Consider the following 19,232-nt stretch of genomic DNA (forward strand, 5'->3'; position numbering starts at 1 on the left):
CAGTGAACTACATTTTCCTTCAGTAATATTGTAATCGAAAAGCAATAGTTTGGCATATCTGTTACGCATCTAGCCCATTGAAATTCATCTATGATGAAGGGTGCTGTCATTAGTAGCGTATATATAGCACGAAACGAAGATAGAATACATGAAACCGTCATTTTTTAGTACGATCCGTGTAAGAAGTACACAGACCTGACTGAACTTTTACAAAGAAATATCTGCCTCTCAAACAATATCCAGGTAAGTCTTTCGCTTCGGAGCCGGAAAAGCTTCATCCAACAAATGATACTCTTCCTCCGTCAATTCAATTCTCCGCACATCCCAGTTTTGCAGAACATGTTCCTTTTTTCCACTGCGCGGAATCGCTATTACATTTTTCTTATACAGCACAAATGCCAGCAGAACCTGCATTTTTGTAATTCCATGTGTTTCTGCGACCTTGCGGACGCTCTCATCAGATAACAGTTCTCCTCTGAGATCTCCCGCCTGTGCCAGAGGGCAGTATGCCATCAACGGGATTTTATGTTCTGTCAACCACGGAAGCAAATCATGCTCCACTCCTCGGGAGCCGAGATGATACAAAACTTGATTCACAACACAGTTTCTACCAGCCGGAATACTGAACAGTTCCTCCATCTCATCTGTATCGAAATTAGAAACGCCCCAGCTTCTTATTTTCCCGTCTTTCACCAGTTGTTCCATACAGGATACCGTTTCCTCCAGCGGAATTGATCCGCGCCAGTGAAGCAGATAGAGATCCAGATAATCTGTTTCCAGATCCTTTAATGTCATCTCAATACTTCTAAAAATATGCCGTTTCCCGGCATTCTGCGGCAAGACCTTTGATACCAGAAATAAATGATCCCGATTGTATCCTTTTATCGCTTCACCAATGAGCCTTTCTGAGCGGCCATTCCCATACATCTCGGCAGTATCAATCAGACGCACGCCTGCATCCAGTCCGGCCTGCAGTGCCTCAAGTTCTTCCGTTTCCGTTTTTTTACTTTCACCCAAAAGCCACGCGCCCATGCCAAGGCGGGGCATATGAATCCCATTCTTTAGTTGTAACTCCATAGTAAACTCTGCCATCAGTCTACGCCTTTCTTCCTTGTTTAATGAGAACCTATAGGATGCTACATAATCAACGTCTGATCAGCAGAAGTTCCCCTTTCGACTCCAAAATGTTCAACCTTGGTCTTATAATTATTGCCCAAATAATAAAATCTAAGACTATCCACGTTCTCATCAATGATTTCCGATAATATTGCCTTCAGCCTGACACACTGTGCATGATCTAGTATACACTCAAATACTGAATTCTGCACCCGTCTTCCATAATTGACACATTGTTTCGCCACTTTTCTCAATCTGGTTTTTCCGGCAGCCGTTTCCGTATTCACATCATATGTAATCAGTACCAGCATTGCCCCCCACCTCACTTCCACATGAACACGGGATATCCGTCTAAGTCACCTCTAAGGTACCTGGCAAGCAGCATCGCCTGTACATAGGGAACCATACCCCATTCAACCTTTTCTTTCAAGTATGGATGCGTTAAAGTTTCCTTCTTTTTATTCTGCCATTCCGTCAAAACAGTTCTACGTAGCTCATCATCCATAAGGACCGCGCCATTTTCTTTTTTATCAAAATTCTTTCCGCTAATAATCTTTTTATTGATCAAAGACAGTACAAAGCGATCCGCTAACACAGCACGAAGTTCTTCTATAAGGTCTAATGATAATGATGCCCGTCCCGGACGTTCAGTGTGCAGATATCCGATACACGGATCTAATCCTACGGTTTCCAGCGCAGAGGTTATTGTATTCGTTAGTAATGTATAAACAAAAGAAAGCAATGCATTTACATTATCCAATGGCGGTCTTTTATTCCTCCCCTGAAAAGTAAACTCCTTTTTCTGCTGCAAGATCAATTCGTCAAGCACGCTGAAATAAACGCTTGCTGCTTCTCCTTCAAAGCCTCTCAGCTGCTCTTTTGAATGGCATGACTTAATAAGTTCTAAGGATTTCCTTAATTTATCGGACGCACTTTTAACCTTTTCAACATCGATCTGCATGCTATGGTCTCTTGTGGCCCGCTCAAGTACCCAGCGGGCATTATGTACTTTTCCTATAATACAATTCTTTGCGATTTCCAGACTTTTCTCTTCGCTCTGGCTGCTTGCATACTGCTGCTCTCTTAAGATGACGTTTCCTTTTACTTTTCCCGAAACTCTTGCCAGAAATTTTCCCTGCGGCGTCAGGTAACATAACGAAATATTCCGGTCTGCGCAGGCTCCCATCAGAGCAGGGCTTGTACCACGGTAACCAAAGGAAACAATTCCTTCCAAATTATGCAGAGGAAGTCTGCCAACTTCTTTCTCTGAATCCAGCACTACAATATTTTCTCCATCCAAAGATAAATAGCTGTTTTCAGATGTAACGTAAAGTGTGTTTAGTAGTTTTTTCATTCTTCCCCCTCCTTCAGCATCTGATCCATGTATTCCTTCACGGAAACAGCCTTTCCCAATTTAGGAAGACAGATATCTTTAAGAGAGCATGCATTACATGCTTTGCTATAATTCACTTTTGGGGTGTATTGTCTGTTGTAGTATTGGTGCATCTCCAGAAACATATCCTTCACTTCTTTTCGAAGCTCCTCGGTTATTTGAATGATTTCCCGTCTTCTCGTCTCACCGTAGAATATTGCCCCCTCGGGGACTGGAATGGAAAACATTTCTTCCAGGCAAAGTGCCTGTGCAGTAAGTTGAAGCTGGTCCTCTTCGGTTACTTTCGGTTTTCCTTTTTTATATTCAATCGGATAGACTTTATATAGCCCGCGATGTCCGTGCAGTTTGATTCCATCTTCACTTTTTTGGAACTCTACCACATCACACTCTCCGCTGACTCCCATGATCCTGGAAGACACTGGAAGCGCCCTCGTGATCAGTACATCTTTCCTCTTCTCCGTTAAATATGGATCATGGACTTTTTTGTGCATTAATTCGCCTACCACCGTATGGACATTTTCATCCCATTGCTGTTCAATATGAATCAAAGCCCACTGCCGCCGGCAAAATTTAAAATGCTGTATTCCTGATATCATCAGATAATCATCTTCTGAATATTCCATTATATCTTCCTTGTCACCTCTATAGAATCCGGTATCATGTCTTTATGTATCTCTACAGTATAATCCTGATACTTTCTCGGATACTGAACATCCGCCTTTCTCTTCACTTCCACTGCATCAAATAATTTGTAAGCCGGGCAGTCGCCCAATTCTTTGCTGTGTTTAAATACAATCAGTTCCCGGACTGCCATCTTCCCTCTGGCGGCAGAGCGGTCATGCTCAAACATATTAATGACTGCCTCCCACAAAAGTTCAAGATCTTCCTCGGAAAATCCAGTTACCTTTCTGGCCAGGTTGGCAGAAATATACCCCTCCACACGATACAGTGCATATGGAACAATATTTTTTCTTCCCATTTCTGTGCTCTTATTTTCAGCATCTTTTTCCGTTGTAATAGCAACTCTGGTAATTGTTACTTCCTGACTGATAATAGGGTCAATACTTCTTGCAAAACCAAGCTGTACCGGGCCTCTGACTTGACCACAGTTCAGCGCCGCTTTCACAAAGGTAGTCATCACAGCTCCAAAAGTTCTGATGTCATAAAACTTCTCACACATAAAATCCCTGATTTTCACATCTGCATCAGGATCTTTCTTTTTCAATTCTTTTATTGTTTTATCATTCACGCCCAAATGCGTATATGCTTCATTATCGCTCCTGTTTAATGGAACATCTTCTTTGATATATATCCTGTAGCCTTCCGCATCCTCTTTTACAGTCTCTACATAATTCCTGATTTTTCTTTTCAGACATACATCTGTAACAATACCATATCCGCTCTCCGGGTCGATTCTCGGCATATTACCTGCATCAGGGTCTCCGTTCGGGTTACCATTTTCTACATCAAATAATACGACGAACTCATACCTGTTTTTTATCACTTCGCTCATTTACTTATCCTCCTTTTTCTCATACCTTTTCTGTACCTGATGATAGTAACCTAACATAAATCTTCCCTGCTCTTCCAATGTCAGGCGCTTTGGATACTGATCCAGCTTTCCCATAAGATTCGTAAGAAGTTTTTCATAGTACACTTTTGCAGCTTCTTTTGTTCTATCTATTTTTTTGATATGACTATTCTTTAATTTAATCAGGATAGGAAAAATAGATTCCGGTGTAGTACATGCCGCATTGAAGTATCTGTCCCGAATGGTTGCATTTATTCCCGGGTTCGCTTCTTCCTGAACCGCTTCCAATACAGAAAAAATTCGTCCCAATACATATGCCGCATCATTACATTCTTCATTTAATCCCATAAAATCATCTCCTTTACCCCATGTGCAATTCCTTATTAAATAAGCCTTTATAATCCCTGCCCTTCCCCATGTTATCTTTCCCTGTTCTGCCCGGATTCGGATCATGGTATTGCTGTATAGATTGGCCGGGTATCTGCCGCCGGATAAGACAGCCTGCAATACCATCGCCGCCATATTCGGTACAGGTTTCTTATCTTTTGATTTTTGATTCACCGTCTCCTGGAGCATCTGGCCTATTCCCAAGTATTCACGTTCCTCCCAGGAAGGCTTTACAATTTTCATTCTTTCATAATGCCTGGAAATATTATTTAAAATATTCCCAAAAGAGTTCTGATAGAAAAACCGGACAGCCAGCCGGGCAGCATTGGGAGCTAAACCTAAAATATAGAATTCCTGCTCCGTATTTATCTGAATTCCGTCAATATCTATTGCTTCCTGTTTTTTTAATGCATCAAATACCCCGCGTACCGTCTCCTGATTATCCGGTTTCGGATCCACTGACCAGGAAAATATATCCTGATAAACTTCATTCCCATCTTCTGCCCAAAATACAACCATCGTGTCGCCAAACTGAAAGGTGTAATTCCTCTGGGCCAGCAGATAATTCAATGCTGTTGTATATGCAAATGCAGCATATTTACCAACCGGGGCGTTGTAACTCTGCTCCTTCCCATATGATTCAAATGCCGGAGCATTAAAAGATACCAGCGCCGCCCCGCTGGACTGCGCTCCTGGCACGCCTTTAATTGTGTTATGTATTCTCGTAATTTCCGCTTTCTCACCTGTTACCAGGCATGTCCCTGTAACCTGTTCTGAGCCTGCTGCCAACACCTGCTCCCATGCGCTCTTTATTTCACTGTCGTCTTGCGCATAGTCTAAGCCCATACAGAATATTAAGTTACCGCCTTCCGTTATTTCATCCCAGTCTTCCAGCAGTTTTGGATTGTCAGCCGCATGTTCAGGTTCCCATTTTTCGAAATACTTTTTGACCGCTTCCGCCATTTCACTGTGGACATTGGCTAATAATGACAGGTGTTTTTCCTTTGCCGCCTGAAAACAGTCCAATACCCTTTGATTTGTCCCCTCCGCATCAATACCCAGCAGATATTTAGAATTGTCGCACAAAAAATTGGCAGACACTCCTGATGACCTTGCAACCATCTCCGGAACTATAATTAAAGAAGGAAGCCACACTGTTTTCTTTCCTCGCTCCGCTTCACGTTTTAGTGATATAATCCCTTTTATATCTCCGTCTTTTGAGAGGTTAATTCCAAATGACACTTTCGCATGGCACCAGCCCTGCCTTGTAACTTTATCTGCATCCGCAAGCGTCTCATAATGCTTCACCAAAGCCTGTAAAATCATCGGATCACCTCACAGTCTCTTAGATCTAATACACCTTTTTTCATAACAGCCCGGAAAAACATGGGTCTGATCTCCCCATCGGCTAAATATTCCATATCATACAGCATAAACCCTAAATCTTTCTCTTCCACATCCTCATAAGCCGTTGATATTTCTTCTTCCTCACAGAGCTTGAAATTAGCCGGAAATTCTCTGCATCCAAAATAGGGGTTGTGAAAACACTCCCCCCTTCTCAGCCGCCTCATGATAATGTCTTTAAACTTCCCAGGATTATCAGTTGCATTGGCTTTTTCCGTCATATCGAAATGCGCTTCGATCACATATTCCACATCGCACAAAAGCAGAGATGCCCTTTGTACAATGTCTTCCTTGGTGCTGATAAAAAGCGGTTTTTTCCCGCCATTATATGCCGCCAGTGCATTGCTGGCGGATATTTTGCTTTTCACCTCATTCCTGCGTATGCTGGTAAACTGTATGGGGTTTACCACATAGATCCGGTCAATCACCCAGCGCATGCCGGGATGCCAGTATACAGCCTCCAAAATCCCTCTGGCTGCTGAAGGCGTCATGACATCGTAGGAGCATCTTTCCACTTTCATCTCAGGTCTGCCGAAGAGTGCATACTCCCCCCAGACCCTTACTTTCACGCCTATCCCCATACTTCTTCCTCCTTCCCGTATTTTCTCAAGTACGCCTTGGCGTCCTTGCGGCGAGGCACGCGCATGCTCCGCATGACATAATACCTCTACATGCCTCTGCCATCCACCGGCGGCTTTACCTTGAAAGGAGATTAGACTCCCGCCAGAACGAACTTATTACTTACCTGCCGCTTATAGCGGTGGGAGTCTTATCTGCTTTCAAGATAAAATTTCACCCGAACGATAGCATGCAGCTATATAATCCCTTGGCTGATAATAGAAATCCGTATTATAATCTGACAGATGATCATCAATCCAGGAATGATAAACCTCCCAAATCCCATCTGTTATCGCTTCATTTGAATACGAATCTTCTATCAGACGTTCATACACCTCCCCCATGATCCAATAATCAGGAACTCTATATCTGCACTCCTTTTCATTATCAAAATCACCTTGCGTTATTCCATATTCTTCTATAAACTCCACTGCTACCGTTTCTATTGGTTCACAATGAAAAACATCTGCGTACTCGTAAATTCTTTCAATAGCCTCTTTCCCAAGCTCATCTGTAATTTCTTTTCTTGTCCTTTTCATCCTTCTTCCAATATATTCAATTAAGCTGCATGTAAAAAATAGTTTATTATTATTTTTTGTTCCCATACACTACCTCGCTTCCAATAAAGTCTAGAGTATCAAGAGCAGAAATAGTATGGAAACTAATTTGATGAGTTGGATGATTAAACTTTACAAGTTCCCAAAATGCTGCCCTTGATCTCTTCCCATCCATAAAGTTCTGAACATAGTTAAATATTGAATCATCAGCCATAGGGCCTTCTACAATATCATAACTGTAAGACTCTCCGTTTCTGCAAGCGATAATAACATCCTAATAGTACCCCTTACTTTTTATAAAATAACTGCCCGTCCAAACTCAACATCCAAAACCAGCCCCATTTCTTCTGTATACTGCTCTTCCGTACGCAGCAAGAAAAAATCTTCTTTCATGTCTTCCGTAATTTCCTGAAGCATGCCCGCTGCAAAGAGTTTCTGAAATTCGTTGTCATATACATTGATGCAAAACTGCCCTGCCTGTCTCATTAGTCTTTTTGTAAAACCTTCATATTTTAATCTTGTCAGTATCTCATCCGCCGCTTGTTCTCCATTTATAAAAATAGTCTTTGTATTCTCTTCTATGATTTTAAACTCTCGGCTTACTTTAGCGAAGGGGAATCTTCCTTTTCTAAATTCTCCTAAAATATCTTTTTTGTCCAGACTTTCTCCCCGGAAATGATACAGCATTCTAAAATATTTAGACACGGAGTCCAACGAAGATATATCAACTTCATCCTCCAGTAAATCTTTCGTAACCGCAATCTGTTGTTTCTGTCCCGGAACATATTCTTTTTCAACAAATTGGAATATATAAGTCTTGCTCTCCCCGACGCCTCTTTTCCCCTCTCTATTGCATCTTCCCGCTGCCTGAATGATGGAATCCACTCCGGCTAACTGTCTGTAAACTGATTGAAAATCTAAATCCACTCCGGCTTCTACAAGGCTGGTTGATATCACGATACATCTTTCTCCATCCTGCAAGCGCTTCCTGATCTCAGCCAACACGCGTTTTCTGTGGCAGGGGTACATGCACGTGGAGAGATGATATACTCCTTCTTTTCCCAGTCTTTTATAGATGATTTGTGCCCTCTTTTTCGTATTCACTATACATAGTGCCTGGCTTTCTGTTTCCAGTCTGGCAACTAAATCGTCCTCCGATATCGTTTTCAAATTTTCAAAGGATACACGTTTAAAAAACTGGAACTGTTCCTTGCATCTGGGACACAATTCTTTTGGTGTTATATCTTCCTGAAAAAATTGTGATAATGCCGGCTGTGTTGCTGTACACAGAACAATGCTTGACCGATAACGTTTTAAAAGTTCTTCCATCATGGCTATACATGGTTTTAAATAATCATTTGGCAGCATCTGCGCCTCATCAAAAATAATCACACTGTTCGCAATATTATGGAGCTTCCTGCATTTAGATGATTTATTTGCAAATAGCGACTCAAAAAACTGGACATTTGTCGTAACAATCACCGGCTTATCCCAGTTTTCTGCTGCCAATTGCATTGGCTTTAATTCTTCATCACTTTCATAATCTACATTGCAATGATTTTCCAGGACATTATTCTTGCCCAGAATCTCACTGAAAACTTTGGCATTCTGTTCAATAATGCTTGTATAAGGAATCACATAAATAATTCGCTCCATATTATTCTTAACGGCATGTTGGAGGGCAAAGGCCAGTGAGGCCACTGTTTTTCCGCCTCCAGTTGGTACTGTAAGGCTAAAAAGTCCTCTGTCTGAATTTCCCATATCCAGACAGTTTTTAAGTATTTCCGTCCTTCTGCCGTTTACCGTATCAATATCCGTATTAGCCAGCCAGCCTAAAATATGTTTTTTTAGTCTGCCAAGCAATATTTCAACGGAATCACCTGAATTTCTGGCTGTTTCCCCTAGTTTCATAAAATTTTCAGTATCTAAAAAATCAGCATCCACCAGACAAGAATAGAGCATTCTGATAAAAGTACTTAGCGTAAAATCTATATTTGGGGCGTCATTTGGATTAAACGGAGGATTTGACAAAGACGGGACACTAATTTCTTTTTTATATGCCTGATAGTCTTTCACGTTTTTCTTCAGCCTTCCCTTTAAGGTAGACGCCGTACTTGTATTCGAGTCCTCTCCCGTATCTGGCAAGCCTGCATGATGCCCCGCTATACAGTAACTAAGAAAGCCATACATGCCGCCTATTTCATAGCATAATTTTGCCCCAGCGGTAGAATGGTCAACACGTATATCGCTTCCTGCCAAACGTTGCTGAAATTCCTTGGAATATTTTCCAATATCATGCAGCATGCCACAACAATAGCCCCAATCATAGCAGCCAAAGGCCTTTGCAAATTCTGCTGATAAATCGGCTACATTTGTCAAATGCTCCTTTAACGTTTGTTCTCCTGAATCTTCTGCAATATGCGCTAAATATCTCATTGAGTTCCTCCTTTTTTCTAACATAGTGAACATAATAAATCCAAAGCTAGTACTTTAAAGAAGATCTCCTTTTCTTATCATGGCTCAACTTGTGCCTTCATATCGGCATCTTGTACCTTATTGCTGAGCAGGGAGTGGCGTGGTCCGGTATTGTGCTTTGCAGTATAAAGGTCAATTTCAATCCACACTCCGATGCAGGGAGTGACGCTATAGAAGAACGGGAAAAATACATTGAAAAAATTTCAATCCACACTCCCACGCAGGGAGTGACGAATTAGGAAAATACGATGACACATTTGGGACTGATTTCAATCCACACTCCCACGCAGGGAGTGACTTCGCTTCTCTAAATTGTTCATGCCACTTGTCATATTTCAATCCACACTCCCACGCAGGGAGTGACGTAAGGAAGAAAAAGTGAAGGAGGTGGTATAGGTGATTTCAATCCACACTCCCACGCAGGGAGTGACTGTATAAGATCTTGCGACCGCTCATCCTTACCACCATTTCAATCCACACTCCCACGCAGGGAGTGACGGAAACCTTCAATCAAATACGGACATTTGCAAGGATTTCAATCCACACTCCCACGCAGGGAGTGACGCATTACATCCCTTACACGGATCTCCCTGACTCTATTTCAATCCACACTCCTACGCAGGGAGTGACCGTCTTCCTTTTCCATAATCATATGGTTGTAGACGATTTCAATCCACACTCCCACGCAGGGAGTGACTTTGTTAGAAACTTATCATATTTCTAGAGTATATTTCAATCCACACTCCCACGCAGGGAGTGACTCAATGGGGTACCGGATGTACCAAGCACTGGTGTATTTCAATCCACACTCCCACGCAGGGAGTGACTATTAGTCCCGGCTGTAAGAGTCAGTTCCTTACTATTTCAATCCACACTCCCACGCAGGGAGTGACAGCAAAATCACACAATTTATGCATAAGAGAATTATGCTTTTCCCCTAAAATTTTATACCATTCTCTTAAATATTACAATTCTTTTCGCACAAATCCCCATTTTTTTGTATTTTATATTACAATTTATACTTTTATTTGGTGCGAATCTCCCAGTAGATTCATGTCCACTTAGCATTCGCACTTTATAATTCGTATAATAATTTTACCATTTACTCACATCCCAAGTAGGTAAACCTCAGTGCCTTGACAAAATAAGATAATGTTGATGGAGCCGAAAAATATAAACAAACTTTATGACAGAGCCTTCAGCCCCGTAGCCGTTACGCCGAAAAATACACCTATAAATACCTATAATTTGCACACAGCTCTGTCCATCTGTTTCTATTCATCAAAACAACCTTTTAATTCATAAACCATATGAAAATTTAAAAAGGTCCCTATATCAAGCTGTAATCAGTCAATATAGGGAACTTCTGTTTGACGAAAAAACGTCACCTGCCATAGAGTGACAATATCCTGTTCTGTTTATTCCATTCTTATCTGATAAGCCAACTGTAATCCTGTCTGCAATCTACCACATAATCGGCATAGACTATATCATCCACTATCTGAAAGATTATCACATAGCGTTTTTCAAACAGAATAAAACGGTAAGCATTTCTGGGAATATATTCACCTGTAAGCCACGGACATCTCTGCGGCATCATCTCCAACGAATTTGCGGTCTTTTCAAATTCAACTGTCAACCGTTCTGCCGCTTCAGGGCTAACCTGTGTCAAAAATGCAGCATGAGAAATAAGCATCTGCGCTGCCCTTTCCGATATAATGACACGGTATTTATTCTGCTGTTCCACGACCTGATGCCTCCTTGACTGCACTACGCATCATCGTAGTAACTTCACTGACAGAGTATCCTTTGCTACCATGCATCCTGTCCTCCTCGACGGCAAGCAATTCCTCACGAAGCTTCAGCATTTTTTCCCGTCTATTATAGGTTTCAATATCCATAACAACCAAATCACCCTCGCCATTTTTAGTAAGGAAAACCGGTTCTGCGGTTTTTCTACACATCTCCGCAATCTCATTGTAATTCTGACGTATTGCTGCAGATGGACGGATATTCATAACGGCACCTCCTTGATTTTGTAATGGTAGTAATATTCTAATCATATTATATCTATTTCATACTACAAAGTCAATTACAACACATAAATTTTACAATTACAAGTCCATCATCTCTTTAACGACACAATCTTCCATTCTTCCCGCACTGGCAAGGACATGCATATTGGACACAAGCGCTTACGTTCTTCCATATCAGACTTCCGTATTTTAGATTTTTAAGAATAGACTTCAAAAAGTCTAAAAGCTCTAGCACTAATTTTTAGTGGAAAAGAAATACACCATATATTTGACGCTTACTTAAGGATAGCTGGTTATGGTTTTGTAAGCGCATTTCAATCCACACTCCCACGCAGGGAGTGACACCTAAAAAGAAACGTAAGAAATTGATGTGGGTTATTTCAATCCACACTCCCACGCAGGGAGTGACTGAGCCAGGTTAAAGCGATCTCTGGCGCCACAGGTATTTCAATCCACACTCCCACGCAGGGAGTGACAGCACCTTGGAGACAGGGTGCTTTTTCTATATACAATTTCAATCCACACTCCCACGCAGGGAGTGACAGATTTCAACATGGCCAGTATCCGTGTAACTTGTTATTTCAATCCACACTCCCACGCAGGGAGTGACTTTACGAGCGCTGGACAAACTTTCGATAAGGTCGATTTCAATCCACACTCCCACGCAGGGAGTGACGCCCCCTACGTCCATAATGGCACAGGGATATATGCATTTCAATCCACACTCCCACGCAGGGAGTGACGATATTATATCATACCCCATTTATAATAAAAAGAATTTCAATCCACACTCCCACGCAGGGAGTGACCTGGCTGTCATGCTGCCGATGCTGCTGAACATGGATTTCAATCCACACTCCCACGCAGGGAGTGACCACACGGGCCGTTATCCCATTTTTTGTGCCTCTATTTCAATCCACACTCCCACGCAGGGAGTGACCCATTTCCTGTATAAGTAAATCATATCTATCAAAATTTCAATCCACACTCCCACGCAGGGAGTGACGGCTCTGATTAAGTGGTGCAATAACAGAGGGTATATTTCAATCCACACTCCCACGCAGGGAGTGACGCACCCAGACAGCCTTAGATTTTTACATGATTGTATTTCAATCCACACTCCCACGCAGGGAGTGACTTTGCATCCCTCCATGATTTTTTAAGTGCGGAGATTTCAATCCACACTCCCACGCAGGGAGTGACAATTTACGGAGGAGTTATTATGTCAAAGGTGTTATTTCAATCCACACTCCCACGCAGGGAGTGACATACCCACTTTCCATTCGGATGAATACTCCCTTATTTCAATCCACACTCCCACGCAGGGAGTGACATTACTGGTGATACTTCATAGCCGGATGCTAATATTTCAATCCACACTCCCACGCAGGGAGTGACTTATTCGTTTTGTGTTATAATTAAAGTAAGAATATTTCAATCCACACTCCCACGCAGGGAGTGACTATGTTTTTCCGTGACATACGCCCTTTATTTTTTATTTCAATCCACACTCCCACGCAGGGAGTGACGCTATTGCCTTAAGTAACGCTGATCCTTTAAAAATTTCAATCCACACTCCCACGCAGGGAGTGACTAGTGAGACTAGGAGTTATGTATATTATGACCTAATTTCAATCCACACTCCCACGCAGGGAGTGACGTTATAACGGAATTTGGCAGCATAAAGGATATACAATTTCAATCCACACTCCCACGCAGGGAGTGACGGCAAAATTGCACAATTTAGATGTAAAATAATTATGCTATTCTTCTAAAATTTTATACTATTCTCGTACATATTACAATTCATTCCGCATAAATTTCTAATTTTTTTTATCTCTATACTATATCTTACTCTTTTAATTGGTGCGAATCTCCCAGGAAATTTATGTTCACTTCACATTCGCACTTTATACTTTTACTACATAAGATTAATGATTACCATTTTACTCGCAGACAATTGTTAAATCGCGACCTCATTAATTATACTGTTTTTTTGCTTCTTTTATATAATTTTCTCTCTACAAATATAAAAACGTAATAACCTCACCAACAAATCCACAACTCACAAAGAAGATGATTTGCAGCCGCTAGATATCAGATTAACCTAATACCCTTTTTTAACTGTCCTGTTATATTCCAGGAATATCCTTCTTCTTTTTTCCAGGTGATACGGTTGACATTTCCGAAATCACCTGCGGGTTTCTACCACGTTTTATCTGACTTTTAGCGGGAAACCACACTATCTTCTTAAGGAATTCCATTCTATACTCATCCTTCAGAAAGTCTTTTCCATCCCCTTAACTCCCTGTGCCTCATTTCCCTTGCCCTCTATCAGAAACTACGCGATTTCTGCAGCTCTTTCAAATTTCTCATGTGGCCCCGCTTTTCCCGCTTCAAGACTATTTTCATGCCCTATATTAATGTCATGTTCTAGAAGATAGGCAGCCCTACGGAGCCGATCTAGCACTTAATTAACCCTACCAACATCAATAGCCTGCCCTTTGAAACTTGTGGTATTGAACTTTATATTACAGAGAGCAATACCAAACTTCTCTATCCGCTCACGAAATGATGACAGGTTTACTTCAAAATCTCCCTGACGTTGCCTCTTAGAAGATAGGGTATCAGATGTTCTTCTAAGCTCCACCCCAATTCTCACTGGATACATTTCTTGAAAACTCCGCCTTAAACGCATCGTTTCCTATAAACTCCTGAAAAAAGAAGTCGTCTTCTCAAATCACTAAGCCTCTATACCGTATACAACAAAAGTACGTTTCCAAAGTCAGCTATAACATTTTGGGATAGGATATCCCAGCTGTCCCAATAAATGAATTATTTTCTAAGAACCAGACCATCGTAGAACCGGTCATCACTCACTTTAAACTCAATATGTGCATCAATAGGCACAGATTGTGTCATCATGTTGCTGCAAAAACAAATGTGTCCCTCGCCTGGAAATTCACAGTGATCGATTTCCATAGGCAAAGTTATCCACAAATGAATTTATGAAACTCACCTATTCTGCTCATAAAGTTGATGGTAAAATAAAAAAAGCCCTATATTAACCTGCAATCGGTCAATATAGGGGCTTTTTATTTTTCTTCAACGAATAGACTAATTGATAAAAATCTCTATTTAAATTATCAACGAAACTTGACTATGCATTCTTCTTAGCAATTGCAGCCTGAGCAGCAGCCAGTCTTGCAATCGGAACACGGAATGGTGAGCAGGATACATAATCCAGACCAATTGTGTTGCAGAATTCAACTGAACTTGGGTCTCCGCCGTGCTCGCCGCAGATACCTACGTGCAGACTTGGATTAACCGGTTTTCCTAACTTCAGTGACATTTCCATTAACTTACCAACACCTGTCTGGTCAAGTTTTGCAAATGGGTCATTCTCGAAGATCTTGGTGTCATAGTAAGCATCTAAGAACTTACCAGCATCATCACGTGAGAATCCGTATGTCATCTGTGTTAAGTCATTGGTTCCGAAGCAGAAGAAGTCAGCTTCTTTCGCAATATCATCAGCTGTCAGGCAGGCTCTTGGAATCTCGATCATAGTACCAACTTCATACTTAAGCTCGATTCCAGCTGCTGCGATCTCAGCGTCAGCTGTCTCAACAACGATATTCTTTACAAACTTAAATTCTTTGATATCTCCAACCAGCGGAATCATGATTTCCGGGCAAACGCTCCAGTCAGCGTGTGCTTTCTGTACGTTGATAGCTGCACGGATGATCGCCTTTGTCTGCATCTTAGCAATCTCTGGGTAAGTTACTGCAAGACGGCATCCACGGTGTCCCATCATTGGGTTGAATTCATGAAGGGAATCAATGATTGTCTTGATCTGCTCTACAGTCTTGCCCTGAGCATCTGCAAGTTTCTTGATATCCTCTTCTTCTGTAGGAACGAATTCATGAAGCGGTGGGTCTAAGAAACGGATGGTAACCGGGTTTCCTTCCAGTGCTTCAAACAGACCTTCAAAGTCACCCTGCTGTACAGGAAGGATCTTTTCGAGTGCTGCTTCTCTTTCTTCTAATGTATCTGAGCAGATCATTTCACGGAATGCGTCGATTCTGTCGCCCTCGAAGAACATATGCTCTGTACGGCAGAGTCCGATACCTTCTGCCCCGAGTTCGCGAGCTTTCTTAGCATCTTCCGGTGTATCTGCGTTTGTACGAACTTTCATGGTTCTGTACTTGTCAGCCCATCCCATGATTCTTCCGAACTCACCAGCGATTGTAGCGTCTACAGTCGGGATTAATCCGTCATAGATGTTACCTGTAGAACCATCCAGTGAGATTGCATCTCCTTCGTGGTATTCTTTTCCGCCAAGTGTAAACTTCTTGTTTGCTTCGTCCATAACGATGTCGCCGCATCCTGATACACAGCATGTACCCATTCCACGTGCAACAACGGCAGCGTGAGATGTCATACCGCCGCGTACTGTCAGGATACCCTGAGCAGCTTTCATACCTTCGATATCTTCCGGTGAAGTTTCAAGACGTACAAGTACGACCTTTTCGCCTCTTGCAGCCCACTCTTTTGCATCGTCAGCTGTAAATACAACTTTACCGCAAGCAGCTCCTGGTGAAGCTCCGAGTGCTTTGCCAACCGGTACGGCAGCTTTCAGCGCAGCAGCATCAAACTGTGGGTGAAGCAGTGTATCTAAGTTTCTAGGATCGATCATTACAACAGCTTTTTCTTCTGTGATCATTCCTTCGTCTACTAAATCGCATGCAATCTGCAGAGCAGCCTGAGCTGTTCTCTTACCATTACGTGTCTGCAGCATGTAGAGTTTTCTGTCTTCGATCGTGAACTCCATGTCCTGCATATCTCTGTAGTGGTCTTCCAGTTTATCACAGATTGCTACAAACTGATCATAAACTTCAGGCATAACTTCATGCAGCTGAGAAATCTTCTGAGGTGTACGAACACCGGCAACAACGTCCTCGCCCTGTGCGTTCATCAGGAATTCTCCCATGAGCTTCTTCTCGCCTGTAGCAGGATCACGTGTAAATGCAACACCTGTACCTGATGTGTCGCCCATGTTACCGAATGCCATCATCTGTACGTTAACAGCGGTTCCCCATGAATACGGGATATCATTGTCACGACGGTATACGTTAGCTCTCGGGTTGTCCCATGAACGGAATACGGCTTTGATAGCGCCCATCAGCTGTTCCTTCGGATCAGTTGGGAACTCTTCGCCGATCATAGCTTTATATTCATCTTTGAACTGTCCGGCCAGAACCTTCAGATCTTCTGCCGTCAGGTCAACGTCCTGTGTTACGCCTTTTTCTTCTTTCATCTTATCGATGAGCTCTTCAAAGTATTTCTTACCAACTTCCATAACTACGTCAGAGTACATCTGGATGAATCTTCTGTAGCAGTCCCATGCCCAGCGCGGATTGCCGGACTTAGCAGCCAGTACGTCAACTACTTCTTCATTTAAACCAAGGTTCAGGATAGTGTCCATCATACCTGGCATAGAAGCTCTTGCTCCTGAACGAACGGAAACAAGAAGCGGGTTCTCTTTATCACCAAATTTCTTTCCGGTTACTTCTTCCATCTTTGTGATGGCATCCATAATCTGATCCATAATCTCGTCATTGATCTTTCTGCCATCTTCATAATACTGGGTACAAGCTTCTGTCGTGATTGTAAATCCCTGTGGTACAGGAAGACCCAGGTTTGTCATCTCAGCAAGGTTAGCACCTTTACCACCAAGCAGGTTTCTCATGGTTGCATTACCTTCCGTAAACATATAAACCCATTTTGCCATTTTTTAATGACCTCCTAAATAATTTTTTCAAATAAAACTGCACTAAGTCGCATATAATATTCTAATGGTTTTGGTTATGCTCGTCAAGCATTTTGTCCGTAAATTTGCACAAGATTTGCAAGTTTTTTTTGTGTAATATTCCTTTTTTCGATTTCTTTTCAACTTTTCTTCGGAATTATTCACAATTTTCTTTTTGGTATCAGGTTAAAACCGGGCAAATCTCACTGTACACAGGAGTTTCCCCGGTTTTCACGATTTCTTTTTGTACCTATTATTATGCGTCTTTTAAAAATGCAAGATATCCTTTCAGCGCTTCATAAATATCGGCTTTACTGGAGACTTCCCAGGGCGCATGCATGTTCAGTACAGGTATCCCGCAGTCAATCACATTCATCCCATAGTCGGCCATCAGATAGGCTATGGTACCGCCTCCCCCTTTGTCTACCGCTCCCAGTTCCGCCGTTTGGATAACGACCTTATATTTGTCCATAATCTGCCGCAGCTGGGCCATATATTCAGGATTTGCGTCGTTTCCGCCGGATTTACCTCCGCTGCCGGAATATTTGTTAAAGACCAGGCCGTTTCCGAGATATGCGGAATTCTTTTTCTCATAATACTCTTCAAACATAGGGTCATAGGCTGCGCTGACATCCGAGGAAAGCATCTGGGAATGGCTCAGAGCCCGGCGCAGCTTCAATTCGGAAAAGTCACCGCACAGATCCATAATCTCTGCCACTGTATTTTCAAAAAAATGAGAGCGCATACCTGTGGCGCCTGTGCTGCCGATCTCCTCTTTGTCTACCAGAAGACAACACGAGGTCCGCCTGGACATCTTCAGTTCCAGAAGTGCAAGCAAAGAGGTAAAGGCACAGCTTCTGTCATCTTGCCCATATGCCAATATCATACTCCGGTCCAGGCCGCAGTCTCTGGCCCTGCCGGCAGGCACGATCTCCAGTTCTGCAGAAATAAAGTCTTCTTCTTTGATCTGATACTGCTCCTGAAGCAACTTTAAAATTGTCTGTTTTACCATTTCCGTTTCTTTTTTATCATCATCGCTGTTTATAAATTCCAGATGTTTCTTCGTATTACTCTTTTTGAGCTCCGTCTTTGCACATGGCAGATTGCCAATAAGAAGATCCAGTTTTTCGGCGTCAATCAGTTCCTTTACTTTCTTTTCATTCTGCTCTCTCCCAAGATGGGGCAGGAGGTCTGTAATGACAAATACCGGATCCTTCTCCTTTTCTCCGATTTTGATCTCCGTTTTGGTGCCGTCCTTTCTGACAACTACGCCATGAAGTGCCAGAGGCAGCGCCAGCCACTGATACTTTTTGATGCCTCCGTAATAATGCGTGTCCAGATACACATTCCCCTTTTCCTCATAAAGCGGAACCTGCTTCACGTCGATCCGCGGGGAATCGATATGTGCACCCAGTATGTTCATACCCTTTTCAAAAGGCTCTGTGCCGATCTGAAAGAGCACCACGGTTTTATCCATCTGGCAGGCATATACTTTATCCCCGGGCTTCAGCGGCTCCTTTGCCTCCCGGATCTGATCCAGATCCCGGTACCCCTGGGCCCTGGCGAGTTTGATCGCCGACGCTGCACACTCCCGTTCCGTTTTACTGCAGTCCAAAAAATGACAGTATGCATGGCAGATATCCTCCACACGTTTTCTCTCCTCCGCACCGTAATAGTTCCAGGCATTTTTTCTCTCCATAACTACTTCCTCTTTCTACTTTTATATTCTGCATCATTGCTTTTACTAAAAGATAGTATGGATGATTCTGCCAGAATCTATTCTTTCTGCATAGGAAAAGACGGGATTTCAGTCCTGCCGCGGCGGCGGCTGTTCCTTCATCCCGTCTTCCTGTTACTTACCTGCCGGGCAGTCTTACTGCCTGTATTGCGGCATTGATTTTGTCAA

General features: G+C 42.5%; 14 protein-coding genes and 2 CRISPR repeat arrays. All 14 genes read right to left on the bottom strand.

All coding sequences use genetic code 11. From position 1 onward, the window contains the following. Window positions 1-228: 228 nt before the first annotated feature. On the bottom strand, window positions 229-1,077 hold the full coding sequence (locus BN1938_RS15475; protein WP_050642719.1) for an aldo/keto reductase: 849 nt from the start codon (window positions 1,075-1,077) through the stop codon (window positions 229-231). A gap of 59 nt (window positions 1,078-1,136) precedes the next feature. Then, window positions 1,137-1,427 (bottom strand): CRISPR-associated endonuclease Cas2, encoded by a 291-nt coding sequence (gene cas2, locus BN1938_RS15480; RefSeq protein ID WP_050641458.1) that lies wholly within the window; start codon window positions 1,425-1,427, stop codon window positions 1,137-1,139. 11 nt (window positions 1,428-1,438) lie between these two features. Continuing rightward, the gene (gene cas1c, locus BN1938_RS15485) at window positions 1,439-2,470 is read right to left on the bottom strand and encodes a type I-C CRISPR-associated endonuclease Cas1c (protein WP_050641459.1); all 1,032 of its coding nucleotides are present in this window, start codon (window positions 2,468-2,470) and stop codon (window positions 1,439-1,441) included. Next, window positions 2,467-3,132 carry a CRISPR-associated protein Cas4 gene (cas4, locus tag BN1938_RS15490; RefSeq protein WP_050641460.1) on the bottom strand — a complete coding sequence of 222 codons (666 nt, stop codon included), beginning with the start codon at window positions 3,130-3,132 and terminating at the stop codon, window positions 2,467-2,469. Before cas4 ends, cas1c begins: the two co-directional genes overlap by 4 nt. Beyond that, window positions 3,132-4,022 (bottom strand): type I-C CRISPR-associated protein Cas7/Csd2, encoded by an 891-nt coding sequence (cas7c, locus tag BN1938_RS15495; RefSeq protein ID WP_050641461.1) that lies wholly within the window; start codon window positions 4,020-4,022, stop codon window positions 3,132-3,134. Before cas7c ends, cas4 begins: the two co-directional genes overlap by 1 nt. Beyond that, a complete protein-coding gene (gene cas8c, locus BN1938_RS15500) occupies window positions 4,023-5,753 on the bottom strand; it encodes a type I-C CRISPR-associated protein Cas8c/Csd1 (protein WP_050641462.1) in 1,731 nt (576 codons plus the stop codon). Continuing rightward, window positions 5,750-6,412 carry a type I-C CRISPR-associated protein Cas5c gene (gene cas5c, locus BN1938_RS15505; protein WP_050641463.1) on the bottom strand — a complete coding sequence of 221 codons (663 nt, stop codon included), beginning with the start codon at window positions 6,410-6,412 and terminating at the stop codon, window positions 5,750-5,752. Before cas5c ends, cas8c begins: the two co-directional genes overlap by 4 nt. 198 nt (window positions 6,413-6,610) lie before the next feature. After that, window positions 6,611-7,054, bottom strand: a complete 444-nt coding sequence (locus BN1938_RS15510) for a hypothetical protein (protein ID WP_050641464.1) — start codon at window positions 7,052-7,054, stop codon at window positions 6,611-6,613. Then, window positions 7,038-7,274 carry a DUF3990 domain-containing protein gene (locus tag BN1938_RS15515; protein WP_330581604.1) on the bottom strand — a complete coding sequence of 79 codons (237 nt, stop codon included), beginning with the start codon at window positions 7,272-7,274 and terminating at the stop codon, window positions 7,038-7,040. Before BN1938_RS15515 ends, BN1938_RS15510 begins: the two co-directional genes overlap by 17 nt. Before the next feature lie 26 nt (window positions 7,275-7,300). Then, window positions 7,301-9,442 carry a CRISPR-associated helicase/endonuclease Cas3 gene (locus BN1938_RS15520; RefSeq protein WP_050641465.1) on the bottom strand — a complete coding sequence of 714 codons (2,142 nt, stop codon included), beginning with the start codon at window positions 9,440-9,442 and terminating at the stop codon, window positions 7,301-7,303. A gap of 107 nt (window positions 9,443-9,549) precedes the next feature. Next, window positions 9,550-10,374: a CRISPR direct-repeat array (repeat unit 32 nt; unit sequence ATTTCAATCCACACTCCCACGCAGGGAGTGAC). 536 nt (window positions 10,375-10,910) lie between these two features. Next, window positions 10,911-11,228 (bottom strand): type II toxin-antitoxin system RelE/ParE family toxin, encoded by a 318-nt coding sequence (locus BN1938_RS15525; protein ID WP_050641466.1) that lies wholly within the window; start codon window positions 11,226-11,228, stop codon window positions 10,911-10,913. Beyond that, entirely contained in the window at window positions 11,212-11,499 is a 288-nt protein-coding gene (locus BN1938_RS15530; RefSeq protein WP_050641467.1) for a type II toxin-antitoxin system Phd/YefM family antitoxin, read from the bottom strand. Before BN1938_RS15530 ends, BN1938_RS15525 begins: the two co-directional genes overlap by 17 nt. A 329-nt stretch (window positions 11,500-11,828) precedes the next feature. Then, a CRISPR array of direct repeats spans window positions 11,829-13,244; the repeat unit is 32 nt; unit sequence ATTTCAATCCACACTCCCACGCAGGGAGTGAC. Between the two features lie 1,433 nt (window positions 13,245-14,677). Beyond that, a complete protein-coding gene (gene ppdK / locus BN1938_RS15540; RefSeq protein WP_050641469.1) occupies window positions 14,678-17,308 on the bottom strand; it encodes a pyruvate, phosphate dikinase in 2,631 nt (876 codons plus the stop codon). Between the two features lie 274 nt (window positions 17,309-17,582). Further along, a complete protein-coding gene (locus BN1938_RS15545; protein ID WP_050641470.1) occupies window positions 17,583-19,025 on the bottom strand; it encodes an aminopeptidase in 1,443 nt (480 codons plus the stop codon). Window positions 19,026-19,232: the final 207 nt, after the last annotated feature.

This window comes from Eubacterium sp. SB2, assembly GCF_001244405.1.
Classification (GTDB): domain Bacteria; phylum Bacillota; class Clostridia; order Lachnospirales; family Lachnospiraceae; genus Faecalicatena; species Faecalicatena contortus_B.

Bases quoted from the DNA above. Each gene is read 5' to 3' on its own strand.
- BN1938_RS15545 (WP_050641470.1), bottom strand. From the start codon at position 19,025: ATGGAGAGAAAAAATGCCTGGAACTATTACGGTGCGGAGGAGAGAAAA.
- BN1938_RS15520 (WP_050641465.1), bottom strand. From the start codon at position 9,442: ATGAGATATTTAGCGCATATTGCAGAAGATTCAGGAGAACAAACGTTA.
- cas5c (WP_050641463.1), bottom strand. From the start codon at position 6,412: ATGGGGATAGGCGTGAAAGTAAGGGTCTGGGGGGAGTATGCACTCTTC.
- BN1938_RS15530 (WP_050641467.1), bottom strand. From the start codon at position 11,499: ATGAATATCCGTCCATCTGCAGCAATACGTCAGAATTACAATGAGATT.
- cas1c (WP_050641459.1), bottom strand. From the start codon at position 2,470: ATGAAAAAACTACTAAACACACTTTACGTTACATCTGAAAACAGCTAT.
- BN1938_RS15510 (WP_050641464.1), bottom strand. From the start codon at position 7,054: ATGGGAACAAAAAATAATAATAAACTATTTTTTACATGCAGCTTAATT.
- cas4 (WP_050641460.1), bottom strand. From the start codon at position 3,132: ATGGAATATTCAGAAGATGATTATCTGATGATATCAGGAATACAGCAT.
- BN1938_RS15475 (WP_050642719.1), bottom strand. From the start codon at position 1,077: ATGGAGTTACAACTAAAGAATGGGATTCATATGCCCCGCCTTGGCATG.
- cas2 (WP_050641458.1), bottom strand. From the start codon at position 1,427: ATGCTGGTACTGATTACATATGATGTGAATACGGAAACGGCTGCCGGA.
- cas7c (WP_050641461.1), bottom strand. From the start codon at position 4,022: ATGAGCGAAGTGATAAAAAACAGGTATGAGTTCGTCGTATTATTTGAT.
- ppdK (WP_050641469.1), bottom strand. From the start codon at position 17,308: ATGGCAAAATGGGTTTATATGTTTACGGAAGGTAATGCAACCATGAGA.
- cas8c (WP_050641462.1), bottom strand. From the start codon at position 5,753: ATGATTTTACAGGCTTTGGTGAAGCATTATGAGACGCTTGCGGATGCA.